The sequence below is a fragment of the Streptomyces sp. NPDC048383 genome (genome assembly GCF_040651775.1).
Lineage (GTDB): Bacteria > Actinomycetota > Actinomycetes > Streptomycetales > Streptomycetaceae > Streptomyces.
The window spans coordinates 26,446-40,497 of sequence record NZ_JBEZKS010000069.1 but is presented as its reverse complement, the minus strand read 5'-3'; the positions used below and the strand labels follow the sequence as shown (position 1 = coordinate 40,497).

Below are 14,052 nucleotides of genomic sequence, written 5' to 3'. Positions count from 1 at the left end.
CACTCCGCATTCGTCAAATCTCCCCGGCCAACCATGCTGACCAGCCTGGACCGAGACGCATGATCACATCAGGAGATCCAAGAAACAGAACCTAGGCGCGGAGCGCTTCGACCGCCCGTCCTTCCAGTTCGAGGCTGCGGTCCACGTGTTCGGCGCAGGCGTCGAAGAGGTCCCGGCGCTCCTCGGCCCGGGCCTTCGGATCGGCGGCGAGGGCGAGGGCGGCCAGGGCGGACCAGTGCCCGGCGGACTCCCGGAACAACTCCGCCGGTTCGGCGCGGCCGACGAGTTCGAGGAAGTCGGCGTACAGCGGGCGGGTGGCGCCCGGCGCCGTCCACTCCTCCTCCAGGCAGGCGTACAGCCGCGCGGTGCCCTGGCGGAGGGCTTCCGGGGAGCTGCCGAAGCGGCGCTCCCAGCCGGTCTTCGTGGTCCGGTCGCGCAGCTGCGCGGCGAACTTCTCCATGCCGGTGAAGCCGAAGTTGACGTCGAACTGGTTGCCCAGGACCGGCCCGGTGAGGTGGGTGACGGTGGCGGCGACGGCCCCGTCGACGTCCGGTTCGCCCTCGGGCGGCCCGGTCGGGACGATCAGCTGGTGGCGGCCCTTGCGGTGCGCGGTCCAGGCGGCTCCGAACTCCTCGCGGTCGATGCGGTGCGGGGTGTCGGCGCCGTCCTCGATCAGCAGGTCGTCGCCGTCGTAGCCGGCGATGACGACGGTGTACGGGTCCGTGCCGGTCATCTCGGCGTCCGGGTCCGCCTCGTGCCAGGGCAGGGAGGACCGGTCGACGACGCAGAAGGCGGGCTGTCCCTCGTCGAGGGCGGCGCGGACGCGGCCCCAGCGGGGCTTCATGGCGCGGGTGGCGTCGTACGGAACGCCCAGGCGGCCGAGAGCGACCTGGACCCAGGGCTCGGGGTGGGACTGGGCCACGATGGTGGGGATGGGGTCGCGGCCCGCGTACTCGAAGACGAAGTACATGAATCCGATGCCGCCCGCCAGGCCGGCGACCAACTCCTCCGGGTGGGCGCTGCCCAGGGCGTGTCGGATCAGGGAGGCCTCGCGGTGGCGTCCGGTACCGAAGTCTTCATACACGAGCACAGTCATGACATCAGCCTAGTTGCGCCCGGAGGCCCCTTTCTCCCCGAGGTGCCGAGCGGCGCGAGCGGTACTAGCGTTTGTGGGGTGAGAGCCGCCCCCACGGGGCACGCCCCCAGCGGCCGGAGTTCCCGCACGTCATGGACGGGGACCGAGGCTCTGTCGCGTGCCCGTCTCGGGGAGGTACGTCGCATTGGACGCGTCGCTGGGGCAGACGTGCGGACGTACGGAGGCAACGCCACGATCCGCGTCGCAGCGTGTTCACGTGCGGCCGCGGCCACCCGCTCCTGCCCCGAAGACGTGGTGGGAGGAGGGTGGAAGGAAGGGTATTCCCATGCATGCACAGAGAGCGAAGCGCCTGTTCGCGATTTCGGCTGCCGGCCTCCTCATGGCAGGCGGCGCCGCGATCGGCACCGCGAGTACGGCCTCGGCGGCGACCCCGTCGCACTCGGTCAGCTACCTCGCCGGTGGCGGCTGCGGCGGAGACTCCGACCACGGCGGCTGGTACAACAGCGGCTGGGACGACGATGACGACGACTGGGGCGGCTACGGCGGCCACGGTCACGGTCACGGCGACTACTGACTCCGCCCCACGGAGGAACGGTGCGCGGTCCCGCGAGGGGCCGCGCACCGCTGCGTTCCGGTGCCCGGGTGACCTCCCGATGGCCCGGCGACCTCCCATGTCCGGATGTGACAGGAAGCCGTCATTGCGGTCACCGATGGCGGCCCCCAGGATGGGTCCATGCCCCTCACCCACCGCGTCGTCATCGCGGTCTTCCCCGATGTCGACCTCCTCGACGTCACCGGCCCGGCCGAGGTCTTCGCGCTGGCCAACCGGGAGACCGCGGGCCGCGCCGGCTACCTGGTCCGGCTCGCGGGACCGACGGCGGGCGAGGTGCGGACGTCGGCCGGTGTGCGGTTGCTGGCCGACCTGGCCTTCGACGAGGTGGGCGGGCAGGTCGACACCTTGCTCGTGCCCGGCGCCGTGGACCCGGGCGACGAGGGGCCCCGGGCCCGCGTCGACCCCGATGTGGTGGCCTGGGTGAAGGAGACCGCCCCGTACGCGCGCCGGGTGGCCTCCGTGTGCGTGGGCGCCCATCTGCTGGCGGCGGCCGGGCTGTTGGACGGGCGGACGGCGACGACCCACTGGTCGACGGCGGCCCAACTCGCCGCCGACCATCCGGCCGTCACCGTCGACCCGGATCCGATCTTCGTCCGTACCGATCGTGGTCGGCTGTGGACGGGCGCCGGGATCAGCGCCTGTCTGGACCTCTCGCTCGCGCTGGTCGCCGAGGACCTCGGCGAGGAGGTGGCGTTGGCGGTGGCCCGGCAGTTGGTGATGTACCTCAAGCGGCAGGGCGGGCAGAGCCAGTTCTCCGTACCGCTCAGTCGGCCCGCGTCCGCCCGTCGGGACATCGACGCGCTGCGGCTGTGGATCGCCGACCACCTCGCCGAGGACCTGTCGGCGCAGGTGCTGGCGGCCCGCATGTGCCTCAGTGAGCGCCACCTCGCCCGCGTCTTCGTACAGGAGACGGGCGCGAGTCCCGCCGCGTACGTGGAGGCCGCCCGGGTCGAGGTGGCCCGGCGGCTGCTGGAGACCACCGACAGCCCGGTCGCGCACGTCGCGGCCGCGGCCGGGCTCGGATCCGCGGAGACCCTGCACCGGGCCTTCCGGCGGCAACTCGCCACCACCCCGGCGGCCTACCGCCGCCGGTTCCGCACCACGGCGGGGGCCTGACCCGTCGGGTCACCGTTTCCCTCCGTCCCCTCCACCGGGCCCGGGGGCCCTGCTCCGCCATGCCCGCGCACTGGAGCCCCGGCCCCCTCCATTCCTGGACACCTGAATTCCCGAACCCCCGAAAGGCACTCCATGAGCACGCCCACGCCCTCCACCACCCTGCGCGACGTCATCGGCCTGGACAACCGGCCTCCGAAGCTCGCCGACTCCGTCCTGATCATGGTGGACTTCCAGAACACCTACCGGACCGGTGTCATGGCCCTCGAAGGCGTCGAGGAGGCACTCGCGGCCGGCGCCCGTCTGCTGGAACGTGCCCGCGCCGCCGGCACGCCGGTCGTCCACGTCCTCAACGACGGCGGCGAGGGCACCCCGTACGACATCCGCGCCCACATCGGGGCCATCAGCGACGAGGTCGCCCCGGCGGCCGGTGAGCCGGTGGTGGTCAAGCACTTCCCGAACGCCTTCCACCTGACCGAACTGGAGCGGACCCTCACCGAGCTGGGCGCGGCGCCGGGCGGCGACCGGGACCTCGTCATCGCCGGCTTCATGACGCACATGTGCGTCACGTACACGGCCCAGGGCGCGTTCAACCTCGGCTACCGTCCGACCGTCGTCGCCGAGACCACCGCCACGCGGTCCCTCGCCGCCCCCGACGGGAGCGTCCTGCCCGCCGCCGCGCTCCGGGCCGCCGCGCTGACCGGCATCACCGACCTGTTCGGCGCGGTCGTCGCCACCGTGGACGAACTGCCCGCCTGACCCGTACGGACCGGCCCCCGGCGCCCCGGCGGGCGGGGGCGGTCCGGGGCGCGTGCCGTTGCGGGCCGTGAGCGGGCGACGTACCGCCGAACGGCGCGCCGGCGGCGTCGTGGTGAGGGCGCGCGGCTCCTGGGGCCGGCATCCTGGAAGCCGCCCGCCCCCGGGGCGGTCCGCTCCCCCGCGGGAATGCGCGGGGGTCGGGTGGAGTTGCCCCGGCACAGGTTCTTCCCTCCCGAAGGAGCGTCCCGTGCCGCTTTCTCCCGCCGAACGCGAGGAGTTCCTCGCCGAAGCCCACATCGCCGCGTTCGCCGTGGACGCCGGTTCCGAAGGGGACCGGGCCCCGCTGACGGTCCCCATCTGGTACCAGTACTCCCCCGGCGGCGACATCTGGATCATGACGGGCCGGGACTCCCGCAAGGCCGTGCTGCTCGCGGCCGCGGGCCGGTTCAGCCTGATGGTCGACCGGGTCGAGCCGTCGATCCGCTACGTGGCCGTGGAGGGGCCGGTCCTGTCGACGGAACCGGCGACCCGCGAGCGGCTGACGGAGCTCGCCGCCCGGTACCTGCCGGCGGACAAGGTCGAGGGGTACGTCGACTTCGCGTGGAAGGACCACGGCGAGCAGATCGTCGTCCACATGCGCCCGCAGCGCTGGGTGAGCTCGGACCTCGGCCAGGTCTGATCCGGAGGGTGCGCCCGGCGGTCCCGTCGGGGTTCCGTACGGTCAGCGGCGGCGGAGCCAGCCCGGGCGTCTGCGGGAGGTGCGGGGGCCGCGTTCCGAGGGCAGGGGCGGGGCGAGGGCGAACGTCACGGTGATGTGCGCGCCCCCGCGCGGGCCGCGGGTGATGCGCAGGGAACCGCCGGTGACGTCCGCGGCCCGCCGGGCGATGTCGAGGCCGAGCCCCGACGAACCGCTGCTGCTGCCCCGGGACAGGGCCCGGTCCGGCTCCGGGATGCCCGGTCCGGAGTCCTCCACGACCAGTTCCACGGCCTGCGCGGTCCGTGCGACGCGGACGCCGAACGGGGTCCCGGACGCTGTGTGGCGGAAGACGTTGCCGATGAGCGCGTCGACCACGGCGGCGAGGTCGTCGTCGGACAGGGCGACGGCCGTGGGTTCCTGCGTGAGTTCGACGGCGCAGGGCCGGTTCTGCTGCTCGGCCAGGATCGCCCAGAAGGAGGTCCGGCGCCGGACCACATCGGCGGCCTCGCAGCGCGCGGATTCGCCGTGGGAGGTGGGGCTGTCCGTGCCGAGCAGGCCGTGGCCCATCGGGCCGACGGCGAGCGGGGTGCGGGCCGCCGTGATGATGGCTTCGAGTTCCGTCTCCAGTTCGGCGACCGCGGCCTCGACGCGGGCCGACTCCGGCGTGCCGGCCATGCGTTCCGAGGCCAGGTGCAGGGCGGTCAGCGGGGTCCGCAACCGGTGCGACAGGTCGGCGACCAGTTCGCGTTCGACGGCGAGCAGTTCGGTCATCCGGTGCGCCATGGCGTTGAAGGCGACGCCCGCGTCGCGCAGTTCCCGGGGGCCCATCGGGTCGACGCGGGCGTCGAGATCGCCCTCCCCCAGCGCGCGCGAGGCCTGCGCGAGCCGCCGGGAGGACCGTACGACCTTCGCGCCGAGCCGGTCGGCGACCATGACGGACCCTGCGACGAGCCCGATGGCGAGCAGGACCATGACGGCCCAGGAGGCCTTGACCCCGCGGGTCAGATCCGCCTCGGGAACGAAGTTCTCGATGACGGCGACCCGGTCGCCGGGCAGCACCACCGGTTGCAGGGACGTCCAACCGGCCGGGATCTCCTGGGAGATGGACTCGCGTCCCTGTTGTGCGCGTTTCAGCAGTTCCGCGGGGGCGTGGGAGGTGCCGAGGGGTGGTGCGTCCGGCAGGTGGATCACCAGGTGTTCCGTCGCGTCGAGTCCCGCGACGGACTCCCGCAGGGCGGACGGGTCGGTGGTCAGCGTCAGGACGGGGGCGAGGGCGGCCGCGCGCTGTTCGGCGGCGGTGACGCTCTGCTCCTTGACCAGCGACATGACGAGTGCGGCCAGCGGTATCAGGAAGGAGAGGGCGCCCATGGACGTCACGGCGAGCGCGACTCCGGCCAGTGAGCGTCTCACCGCGGTGCCACCAGTTTGATGCCGACCCCCCGGACGGTCAGCAGGTAGCGCGGGGCCGCGGCGCGTTCGCCGAGCTTGCGGCGCAGGGACGACAGGTGGACGTCCACGGTCTGGTCGTCCACGTAGGGCTCGCGCCAGACCTCGCTGAGCAGGCGCCGTTTGGAGACGACCTGACCGCTGTGGTGGGCGAGGAAGGCCAGCAGGTCGAACTCCCGGCGGGTGAGGTGCAGTTCCAGCCCGGCCAGGTGCGCGGTGCGGGCGGCGGGGTCGACGGTGAGTGCGCCGACGGTGGTCGCCCGCAGCGGTTCGGCGGCCGGCGCCGACCCGGGGGCGGTGCTCGGGTGCGTCGGCGGCACGTGGCTGGTGCGGCGCAGGACCGCGGAGAGGCGGGCGATGAGCTGGCCGCCGGAGAACGGTTTGACCAGGTAGTCGTCGGCGCCCGCGTTGAGGAGCTTGATGATCTCCGTCTCGTCGTCGCGGGCGGTGGCCACGAGGACGGGGACGGAGGAGATGCCGCGGATCATCCGCAGGGCGTCCCCTCCGTCCAGGTCGGGCAGTCCGAGGTCCAGGACCACCGCGTCGACGGATATCTGGGTGATCTCCCGCAGGGCGCCGAAACCGTCGCCCACGCTCCGTACGGCATACCCGTGTTCCGACAGGACCTCGATGAGTGACTGACGGATGCTGGGGTCGTCTTCCACGACGAGGACGCTGGGCATGGGGACACCTTAGGTGCTCGGCCGCGGGAGGTCGTGAGCAGGCGGCGGGCGGCCCTCCCCACGTCTCGGAACGCGCCCGGGGACCCGCCCTACGGCGCGGCGAGCGTCGCGCCGGCGGCGGTGACCCGCAGCTGGACGGGGCGGTCGGTGACGGGGATGGTGCACCCTTGGTCGGTGCTGCAGCTCGCGTACCCGAACAGGACGCTCGCCTCCCCGTCGGCGCCGGCGCGGACGGGCAGGGTGAGGGTGACCGGGCCGTCCGGGTAGACCGGTACGGGGGCGTCGACGCCGGGCAGGGCGATGTCGCGCACCTGCGCACCGGCCTTCGGTGCGCCCGTCGCGGTGAGGGCGCCGGCGACCTTCATCGTGGTGGGCCTGCCGACGCCCTCGACTCCGGTGGCCGGTAGCTCCGCGCTGTACAGGTGGAAGCCCTCCTCCGGGGTGAACACGGCGGTCAGGGTGCCCTTCGAGGCCTGCCAGTCGGACACCGAGAGGGCGACGGTGACGCCGTTCTCGGTGAAGCGGGTGACGGGCGCGGGGGCGTTCGTCCCCGGAGACTGTCCCCCGCAGCCGGTGAGCGGCGCGCTCAGGGCGAGGAGCGCCGCGACCGTGCGGGCGCTTCGGGCGTACCCGGCCCGGCGGGGCGCGTGCGGACGCGGCGGTCTCATGACGCCCACTGGCGGAGGAAGGCGTTGAGTCCCTCGGCGGTCAGCGACGGGTTGCCCGTGGCGTGGGTGTCGGTACGCACCGTGCCGGAGGGCGACAGGACGACCAGGACCGGCATCTTGTAACTACCGCCCCCGGGGCTGTACTTGCGCAGGAGCGTCGAGGCGGCGGAGCTGTTGCCACCGATGTCGATCTTGACCATGTGGTACGACTCCCCGAGCAGGGCAGCCGTCTGCGGTTGGGCGAACACCTTGTCGGCCGCCTTGCAGTTGCCGCACCAGTTGGCGCCGAAGTCGAGCAGGACCATCCTCCCGTCGGCCTTGGCGGCGCGCAGCGCCGCGTCCACCTGCGCCTGCCCGACCGAACCGTCGTAGCCGGGCCCGGGTATCCGGCCGGCGGGCGCGGGCGCGGCCGAGGTCCGGGGCGGCTGGGAGGGGGTACGGGACGGGGTCGCCGTCTTCGTCCGCGACGGGGTGGGCGAGGAGTCGGTGGGGGTGCTCGCGGACGCGGAGGGCGAGGCCGGGGGCTTCGTACCAGGTGACACCGAGGCGGAGGCGGAGGCGGACGCCGACGCGGACTCGGAAGCGGACGGGGCCTCGGAGGACGTCGCGGGCGACGAGCCGGCGACGGACGCCGCGGCGGCGCCGACGGGCGGGGAGGAGGTTCCGCAGCCGGCGGTCAACCCCGCCGCGACCACGACCGCGGCGACCAGTGGCAGGCGCGCCCCCGGGCGGGCGGCGGATCCCGGCTGTGCGTCGCGGCGGGCGCGGACGGGTCGGAGCAGGCGAGGACTCATGGCGAAGACACCCCAAGGCACGGTTCGGACTGCGGGAGGGACGGCGGCGCCTCCCGACTCGGTGAAACCGGCGGCCCGAGCGATCGCCGGGTCGTCACGCCCGGGACGCCGAGGCCGCTCGGCTGACGCGAGCCTAGGGGCCCGCGCCACGTCCTGGGCCCTCCGGGACCGATCTTGAGGTTGCCCTAAGGAAGAGCTCACCTTCCGCTTCGCCGGAACACGTCGATCGGTGGGCGTAAGCCACCTCCGCACGCGAAAGGTGACGGGTACGGCGGATGGCGCGGATCGGGCGCGGCGGCGATGCCCGTCGAACTGCCGCCGCGCGAACCGGAAGGAGCTCGGGGTTCAGAACGACGTCTCGCGGACGCTCGCCTTCGCCACCGGCTCGATCGTCGCCGAGATGACCGACCGGTGGTCCCCGGCGCTGAACGTGACCGTGAGGGTGTCGTCGGAGGTCTGTGACGTGGTGGCCTTGAAGCCCCGGCCGGGCACCGCCGAGATCAGACACACCCCGCGGGCGCCGTACCGGACGGTGGCCTTGCCGCCCTGGGAGGGGATGGTGTGCAGGCCGGGCCCGCCCTCCTGGCAGTCGACGGCGGGCTTCGGCGCGGGCGCCTTCGTCGTGGTCGGCGGGGCCTTCGGGGAGGTGCTGGGGGACGCCGAGGGCGACGGCCGCTCCGACACCGAGGGCGAGCCGCTCCCGGACGGGGTGACGGAAGCGGAAGGGGACGGCGGTCCGCTCGACGGCGCCGTCACCGCTTCCCAGGCCGGCGGGGATTCCACGACCGTCGGAGCGGAACGGGCGACCGGGGGCGTGTGCCGGGTCGAGCCGACCACGAACTGGACCGTGGCGAGCACGGCGGTCACGCTGGTGGCCGTGCACGACAGCCATATGAGCAAGTAGCGCGGAATTCGGGGCACGGCCCCATAGTGACCGACGGACCGGACCACCTGTCACCGCCTCCCCCATCGGGCGCCCGCCCGCCCCCGGGCCGCCGGTCGCGCCGGAGCGCAGGCGGGTGGGACCGTACGCGCGGGCCGGGAACGCAGACGTCCTCCGGGCCCGGGGGGCGGGCCGGAGGACGTCTGCCGCGCGGCGGCCGTACCTGGGGGCTCGACGGCCGCCGGGACGTTCTCTCCTGCGGGTTCCCTACTCGGATTCCGGAGCCGGACTCCCGCTGGAGTCTCCTGCTTCGGGTCCCTGCTCCGGGTCCCTGCTTCGGGTCCCTGCCTCGGGTTCCTACTTCGGCGCGCCGAAGTTCTGCGTCCACCACGGGCCGCCGTCGCCCTTGTGGACGCCTATGCCGATCTCGCGGAACGCGCAGTTGAGGATGTTCGCCCGGTGGCCGGAGCTGTTCATCCAGGCCGACATGACCGCGGCGGCGTCCGCCTGGCCGCGGGCTATGTTCTCGCCCAGGCGGGACCAGGCGTAGCCCGCGGCTTCCACCCGGGTCGTCATGGTGGACCCGTCGGGTCCGGTGTGGGACATGACGCCGCTGCGCGCCATGGTGTCGCTGTACGCGCGGGCGGCGGAGTTCAGCTTGGCGTTCGCGGTCAGCGGGCCGCAACCGGCCGTCGCGCGCTCCTTGTTGACCAGGGCGAGGACCGCGGACTCGGAGTCCCCCGAGGTGCTGCCGCCGGACCCGCCGGAGCCTGCGGAGGTACCGCCGTTGCCGCCCGATCCGCCCGAGGTTCCGCCGCCGGTCGGAGCGGTCGTACGCGTCGGCTTGCTGGTCTCGGGGGCCTTCGGCTTGGCCGGTCCGTCGTCCGCCGCGGCGGGCTTCGTGGGCGCCGCGGAGCCGGGGGTGGTGGCGGCGGGCGGCGCGGCGGGCATCGAGCCCGACGCGGCGGCGGCTTCGGCGCTGAGCGACGGGGAGGGTGAGGCGGGCGTGGACGTGGGGGTCGCCGACGCGTCGCCGCCGCCGGGGAGGTCGCCGGGGGGCGTCGTCGCGGCCTGCCGGCCGGCGGCGCCGTCGGCGCGCTGCTCCACGCGCGCACCGCCGTCGGAGTCGGCCACGGCGACGCCGACCGCGACCGCCGCGGCCGCCGACGCCGCGGTGACGGACAGGACGATGCGGGTGCGCACCGTCTTCTTCCGCCGAGCGTCGGTCCGGGACGGCGTTGCGGGAGTTCGGCTGCGACTCATGCCTGTAGCACCTCACTGAGAGTGGGGAGGGGGGTGGTGCGATCGAGACTAGGACGGTGATCAGCGAAAAGACCGCCAGGAGGGGGTACTTCAGGTTCCCTTAAGGAAGCCCGCAGGGTCGGATCAGGAACAACTCGGGTCAAACACCGCGCACATGACCGGCGGCGATCCGCTCGCGCCAACAACCGCAGCGACGACCCCCGTGCGCCACACCCTCGGCGCCGAGGGCGAGCCTGGGGCGAAGGGTGCTGCGGGGGCATCGGAGCGCACTTCAGGGCACGAGGACGACCTTGCCGGCGACCGTGCCCGATTCGGCCAGGCGCATGGCCTCGGCGGCGCGGGCGAGGGGGATCTCGGCGGCCACCTTGGCGGTGATCTCGCCGCGCTGGAGGGCGGCGAACACTTGGGTGAGGTCGGAGCGCAGGCGGGCGCGGAACCGGTCCTTGGCGTAGGCCCGGCCGGCCCAGACGTTGAAGAAGTGGGCGCTGCGGCCGTTGGGCAGCGCGTTCCACAGCCACACCCGGCCCAGCAGCCGCAGGACGGGCCAGGAGCCGGAGCCCTCGTCGTCCCGGGTGGCGGCGCTGCCGTACGAGACGAGCGTGCCGCCGGGGGCCAGGAGCCGCCAGGAGTCGACGATCCCGTCGCCGCCGACGTGGTCGAAGACGGCGTCCACCCCGGCGGGGGCGAGTTCGCGGACGCGGGCGGGCACGTTGCCCGAGCGGTAGTCGACCGGTACGACGCCCAGGGCCCGCAGTGTTTCGTGGTGGCGGGTGGACGCGGTGCCGATCACCCGGATTCCGGAGGCGAGTGCCAGTTGCACCAGGATCGAGCCGACGCCGCCGTTCGCGCCGTGGACGAGGACGGTGCCCCCGGCGCTGACCGAGGCCTTGCGGTGGAGCATCTGCCAGGCCGTGATGCCGTTGACGACCGCGGTCTCCGCCTCCGCCGCCGTGACGCCCACGGGCACCTCCACCGCGTCGGCGGCCTCGACCACGACGTGGCTGGCCCAGCCCCCGGTCTTCGTCATGACGGCCACCCTCCTGCCGAGCAGGTCGGACGCGACGCCCGGTCCGGCGGCCCGCACGGTGCCCACCAGGTCGTAGCCGGGGACGAAGGGGAACTCGGGTTGGTCGTAGTAGCGCCCGCGGCGCATCTGCTGCTCCGCGAAGGACACGCCCGTGGCCTCCATGGCGATCAGCAGCTGTCCCGCGCCGGGCTCCGGCACGGGGCCGCGGTGCAGTTCCAGTCCTTCCGGTTCGACCTTGCCCGGCAGCAGGACCTCGACGCGCTCGATGGTGTTCATGACGACCTCCGCTTGTTTGTGCTTATCGCGTTCGTTAGAAGCTGTAACCAGAGTGAGCGTCGACGCGACCTCTGTCAAGCCGTCGACCCGATCGAACGCGAGATGGCGTGCCGTTGGTGATACGTTCTAACAATCGACTGGATGGAGAGGCGACGGCCATGACCGGAAGCACCACGACCCCGCGCGAGCGGTACCGCCAGCAGGTCCGCACCGAGGTCAAGGAGAAGGCCCGGCAGCAGATCGCCGGTTCCGGGGCCTCCGCACTGTCGCTCAACGCCATCGCCAAGCAGATGGGCATGAGCGGGCCCGCGCTCTACCGGTACTTCGCCAACCGCGACGAACTGATCACGGAACTCGTCACGGACGCGTACCGCAGCCTCGCCGACACCTTCGCCGCCGTGTCCGCCGACGGAACCGGGCCGGAGCGCCTGACCGCGCTGGCGACCGCCCTCCGCCACTGGGCCGTGGCGGACCCGCACCGCTACTTCCTCATCTACGGGACCCCGGTCCCCGGTTACCACGCTCCGGACGACGTCACCGCGATCGCGTCGGAGATGATGTCCGTCCTGCTGGACGCCGCCACCGCGGCGATCGGTACCGGGGCCGGCGCCGGGAGCGGCGCCCGCGCCCTCGACGCACACCTGGCGGACCACCGGGAGTGGGCCGACGGGCATCCGGACGCCCCACCGGCGGCCCTGCGTACGGCCCTCGCCTTCTGGACCCGGCTGCACGGCGCGCTCTCCCTGGAACTGGCGGGCCACTTCACCGGCATGGGGTTGGACACGGCCCTGCTGTTCGCGGCGGAGGTGGACACGCTGGTGTCCCCACCCACACCGACGGACCCGCCTACAATGACCAAATGATCTTCATTGTGGTGAAATTCGCCGTCAAGCCCGCATACGTCGACCAGTGGCCCGAGCTGGTCTCCGACTTCACCCGCGCCACCCGCGCCGAGCCCGGAAACCTCTGGTTCGAGTGGTCCCGCAGCCTGGAGGAGCCCGACACCTACGTCCTGGTCGAGGCGTTCCGGGACGGCGCGGCGGAGGCCCACGTCACCTCGGAACACTTCCGCGCCGCACTGGAGACCATGCGCCCGCTGGTCACCCGTACGCCGGACATCGTCAGCACCACCATCGAAGGCGCCGACGGCTGGAGCCGGATGGGCGAACTCCAGGTCGACTGACCGTCCCGGACGAGGTTGCCGCCGGTCAGCGGCCTGCCGGAGATTTTCGTCGGGCGGGGCGCGTAGGGCTCGACCCCCTGGGCAAGCGAGGGATCGGAACGGACGGAATGCGTTCCGACGGACCACCGATCAAGGGGGGCGGCAGTGATTTCACCGCGCCCGCAAACCGGAGGAGTTGTTTTCGCGTGACCGAGAACATGTGGAACTACCGTTCGACGTCGGGCCACCTCACGGGCGCCGATCTGTCGGGCTACAAGGTCGAGGCCACGGACGGCAGCATCGGCAAGGTCGACAAGCACAACGACGAGGCCGGGGACGCCTACCTGGTGGTCGACACCGGCGTCTGGATCTTCGGCAAGGAGGTGCTGCTCCCCGCGAGCACGGTGATCAGCATCAACGCGGACGAGCAGAAGATCTACGTGGACCGGACGCGGGCGCAGGTCAAGGACGCCCCCGAGTTCCACCGGGACCAGCACCTGGCGGACCCGCAGTACCGCGAGGAGATCGGGATCTACTACGGCATCGGCGGCCCGTTCGGTCGCCCCCTGTAATCCCGGCCGACAGGCGTGCGCGCGGGGCCCCGACTCATCCAGTCGGGGCCCCGCCGTCATGTCCGGGCGCGCTCCGCGGCGTGGCGGAGCGCAGGCGAAAACCCGGACCGCGAGGCACAGAAAACGGGGAGGGGTGTGTGCCCCGGGCCGGGCCCGGCGGCCGGGAGGCCGCTACCACTCATCGGCCGCCACTCCCAGAGTAGCCACAACTCGGGCACATCGGTCACCCGAGGTCGAAGCGCAGGTCAACGTCCCGGGCGGAGGCCCGGGGCGGGCCCCGAGTCGGGTCCTGGACGAGGTCCCGGGTCGCGACGCAGGTCCAGCCGCATCAGCACCCTGGGGTGGCCCGCCAGTACCGAGGTGGTCTCCGAGGCGTGCGAGAACCCCGCCCGGTCGAAGTTCTTCCGGATCCCGGCGTACGCCATCGTCAGGTCGACCCGGGCTTCCCCGTTGTCGAGGGGGTACGCCTCGACCACCGGCGCCCCGTGCTCCCGGGCGAAATCGACGGCCCCCGCGATGAGCGCGTGCGAGACGCCCTTGCCGCGGTACCCGGGGCGGACCCGGACGCACCACAGGGACCAGACGGGCAGGTCGTCCAGGCACGGGATGGTGCGGCTGCGGGCGAAGGAGGTGTCCGAGCGGGGCGCCACGGCGGCCCAGCCGACCGGCTCGTCGCCGTCGTAGGCGAGGACCCCGGGCGCCGTCGGCATACCGCACAGGGCGGCGACGTGCTCGCCGCGGGCCGGGCCGCGCAGTTCGTTGTTGAGCTTGGACGGGATCCGGTAGCTCAGGCACCAGCACACGTTGGCGGTGGCCGACTTGGGGCCGAGCAGGGTCCGGACGTCCCCGAAGACGGAAGCCGGACGTACCTCGATGGTCATGGCCCCACCCTCGCACGGCCTCCGGGAGGCCGTCACGCGTTGTCCGCGGGGGCGGCCGGAACCGGTCACGAATCGAGAAGCCCGCCGCCCCGGGGCCGGGCTAACGTAACGGGCATGAG

16 protein-coding genes are annotated in these 14,052 nt (G+C 73.2%); 7 read left to right on the top strand and 9 right to left on the bottom strand.

The annotated features are described in order from the left end of the window. Positions 1-91: 91 nt before the first annotated feature. Positions 92-1,096, bottom strand: coding sequence for a BtrH N-terminal domain-containing protein (locus AB0D46_RS33670; protein ID WP_362883183.1), 1,005 nt, complete (start codon positions 1,094-1,096; stop codon positions 92-94). 325 nt (positions 1,097-1,421) lie between these two features. Here AB0D46_RS33670 and AB0D46_RS33665 point away from each other — a divergent pair, with 325 nt between their 5' ends. The 4 genes from AB0D46_RS33665 (at position 1,422) to AB0D46_RS33650 (ending at position 4,260) form a co-directional block, all read left to right on the top strand. Further along, the gene (locus tag AB0D46_RS33665; protein WP_362883181.1) at positions 1,422-1,670 is read left to right on the top strand and encodes a hypothetical protein; all 249 of its coding nucleotides are present in this window, start codon (positions 1,422-1,424) and stop codon (positions 1,668-1,670) included. 159 nt (positions 1,671-1,829) lie between these two features. Then, entirely contained in the window at positions 1,830-2,825 is a 996-nt protein-coding gene (locus AB0D46_RS33660) for a DJ-1/PfpI family protein (RefSeq protein ID WP_362883179.1), read from the top strand. A gap of 132 nt (positions 2,826-2,957) precedes the next feature. After that, positions 2,958-3,581 carry a cysteine hydrolase family protein gene (locus tag AB0D46_RS33655; protein ID WP_362883178.1) on the top strand — a complete coding sequence of 208 codons (624 nt, stop codon included), beginning with the start codon at positions 2,958-2,960 and terminating at the stop codon, positions 3,579-3,581. A gap of 247 nt (positions 3,582-3,828) precedes the next feature. Further along, on the top strand, positions 3,829-4,260 hold the full coding sequence (locus AB0D46_RS33650; RefSeq protein WP_362883176.1) for a pyridoxamine 5'-phosphate oxidase family protein: 432 nt from the start codon (positions 3,829-3,831) through the stop codon (positions 4,258-4,260). Positions 4,261-4,302: 42 nt separating this feature from the next. Here the strand turns inward: AB0D46_RS33650 and AB0D46_RS33645 are convergent, their stop codons facing one another. From AB0D46_RS33645 to AB0D46_RS33615, 7 genes are all read right to left on the bottom strand, one after another. After that, positions 4,303-5,688, bottom strand: a complete 1,386-nt coding sequence (locus AB0D46_RS33645; RefSeq protein ID WP_362883175.1) for a HAMP domain-containing sensor histidine kinase — start codon at positions 5,686-5,688, stop codon at positions 4,303-4,305. Further along, positions 5,685-6,407, bottom strand: coding sequence for a response regulator transcription factor (locus tag AB0D46_RS33640; protein ID WP_362883173.1), 723 nt, complete (start codon positions 6,405-6,407; stop codon positions 5,685-5,687). Before AB0D46_RS33640 ends, AB0D46_RS33645 begins: the two co-directional genes overlap by 4 nt. An 89-nt stretch (positions 6,408-6,496) precedes the next feature. Continuing rightward, positions 6,497-7,075 (bottom strand): hypothetical protein, encoded by a 579-nt coding sequence (locus AB0D46_RS33635; protein WP_362883171.1) that lies wholly within the window; start codon positions 7,073-7,075, stop codon positions 6,497-6,499. Further along, positions 7,072-7,869 carry a thioredoxin family protein gene (locus tag AB0D46_RS33630; protein WP_362883169.1) on the bottom strand — a complete coding sequence of 266 codons (798 nt, stop codon included), beginning with the start codon at positions 7,867-7,869 and terminating at the stop codon, positions 7,072-7,074. The genes AB0D46_RS33635 and AB0D46_RS33630 overlap by 4 nt, the downstream gene beginning before the upstream one ends. 345 nt (positions 7,870-8,214) lie before the next feature. Next, complete coding sequence (locus AB0D46_RS33625) at positions 8,215-8,790, bottom strand: hypothetical protein (protein ID WP_362883168.1); 576 nt, start codon at positions 8,788-8,790, stop codon at positions 8,215-8,217. Between the two features lie 319 nt (positions 8,791-9,109). Next, positions 9,110-10,015, bottom strand: a complete 906-nt coding sequence (locus tag AB0D46_RS33620; RefSeq protein WP_362883166.1) for a CAP domain-containing protein — start codon at positions 10,013-10,015, stop codon at positions 9,110-9,112. A 271-nt stretch (positions 10,016-10,286) separates the two neighbouring features. After that, on the bottom strand, positions 10,287-11,318 hold the full coding sequence (locus tag AB0D46_RS33615) for a medium chain dehydrogenase/reductase family protein (protein ID WP_362883164.1): 1,032 nt from the start codon (positions 11,316-11,318) through the stop codon (positions 10,287-10,289). Positions 11,319-11,476: 158 nt separating this feature from the next. Here AB0D46_RS33615 and AB0D46_RS33610 point away from each other — a divergent pair, with 158 nt between their 5' ends. The 3 genes from AB0D46_RS33610 to AB0D46_RS33600 all read left to right on the top strand — a co-directional run bounded on the left by AB0D46_RS33610 (position 11,477) and on the right by AB0D46_RS33600 (position 13,052). Next, a complete protein-coding gene (locus AB0D46_RS33610) occupies positions 11,477-12,181 on the top strand; it encodes a TetR/AcrR family transcriptional regulator (RefSeq protein WP_362883163.1) in 705 nt (234 codons plus the stop codon). Continuing rightward, positions 12,178-12,501, top strand: a complete 324-nt coding sequence (locus AB0D46_RS33605; protein ID WP_362883161.1) for a putative quinol monooxygenase — start codon at positions 12,178-12,180, stop codon at positions 12,499-12,501. Before AB0D46_RS33610 ends, AB0D46_RS33605 begins: the two co-directional genes overlap by 4 nt. Before the next feature lie 185 nt (positions 12,502-12,686). Beyond that, positions 12,687-13,052 (top strand): PRC-barrel domain-containing protein, encoded by a 366-nt coding sequence (locus AB0D46_RS33600; protein WP_362883159.1) that lies wholly within the window; start codon positions 12,687-12,689, stop codon positions 13,050-13,052. Between the two features lie 245 nt (positions 13,053-13,297). On the opposite strand, the gene AB0D46_RS33595 is transcribed toward AB0D46_RS33600, so the two are convergent. Further along, positions 13,298-13,933: a GNAT family N-acetyltransferase gene (locus tag AB0D46_RS33595; RefSeq protein WP_362883157.1), complete on the bottom strand. Its 636-nt coding sequence runs from the start codon at positions 13,931-13,933 to the stop codon at positions 13,298-13,300. Positions 13,934-14,052: the final 119 nt, after the last annotated feature.

Coding starts and splice junctions, on each gene's coding strand:
- AB0D46_RS33670 (WP_362883183.1), bottom strand. CDS start 1,096: ATGACTGTGCTCGTGTATGAAGACTTCGGTACCGGACGCCACCGCGAG.
- AB0D46_RS33665 (WP_362883181.1), top strand. CDS start 1,422: ATGCATGCACAGAGAGCGAAGCGCCTGTTCGCGATTTCGGCTGCCGGC.
- AB0D46_RS33660 (WP_362883179.1), top strand. CDS start 1,830: ATGCCCCTCACCCACCGCGTCGTCATCGCGGTCTTCCCCGATGTCGAC.
- AB0D46_RS33655 (WP_362883178.1), top strand. CDS start 2,958: ATGAGCACGCCCACGCCCTCCACCACCCTGCGCGACGTCATCGGCCTG.
- AB0D46_RS33640 (WP_362883173.1), bottom strand. CDS start 6,407: ATGCCCAGCGTCCTCGTCGTGGAAGACGACCCCAGCATCCGTCAGTCA.
- AB0D46_RS33635 (WP_362883171.1), bottom strand. CDS start 7,075: ATGAGACCGCCGCGTCCGCACGCGCCCCGCCGGGCCGGGTACGCCCGA.
- AB0D46_RS33630 (WP_362883169.1), bottom strand. CDS start 7,869: ATGAGTCCTCGCCTGCTCCGACCCGTCCGCGCCCGCCGCGACGCACAG.
- AB0D46_RS33620 (WP_362883166.1), bottom strand. CDS start 10,015: ATGAGTCGCAGCCGAACTCCCGCAACGCCGTCCCGGACCGACGCTCGG.
- AB0D46_RS33615 (WP_362883164.1), bottom strand. CDS start 11,318: ATGAACACCATCGAGCGCGTCGAGGTCCTGCTGCCGGGCAAGGTCGAA.
- AB0D46_RS33610 (WP_362883163.1), top strand. CDS start 11,477: ATGACCGGAAGCACCACGACCCCGCGCGAGCGGTACCGCCAGCAGGTC.
- AB0D46_RS33605 (WP_362883161.1), top strand. CDS start 12,178: ATGATCTTCATTGTGGTGAAATTCGCCGTCAAGCCCGCATACGTCGAC.
- AB0D46_RS33595 (WP_362883157.1), bottom strand. CDS start 13,933: ATGACCATCGAGGTACGTCCGGCTTCCGTCTTCGGGGACGTCCGGACC.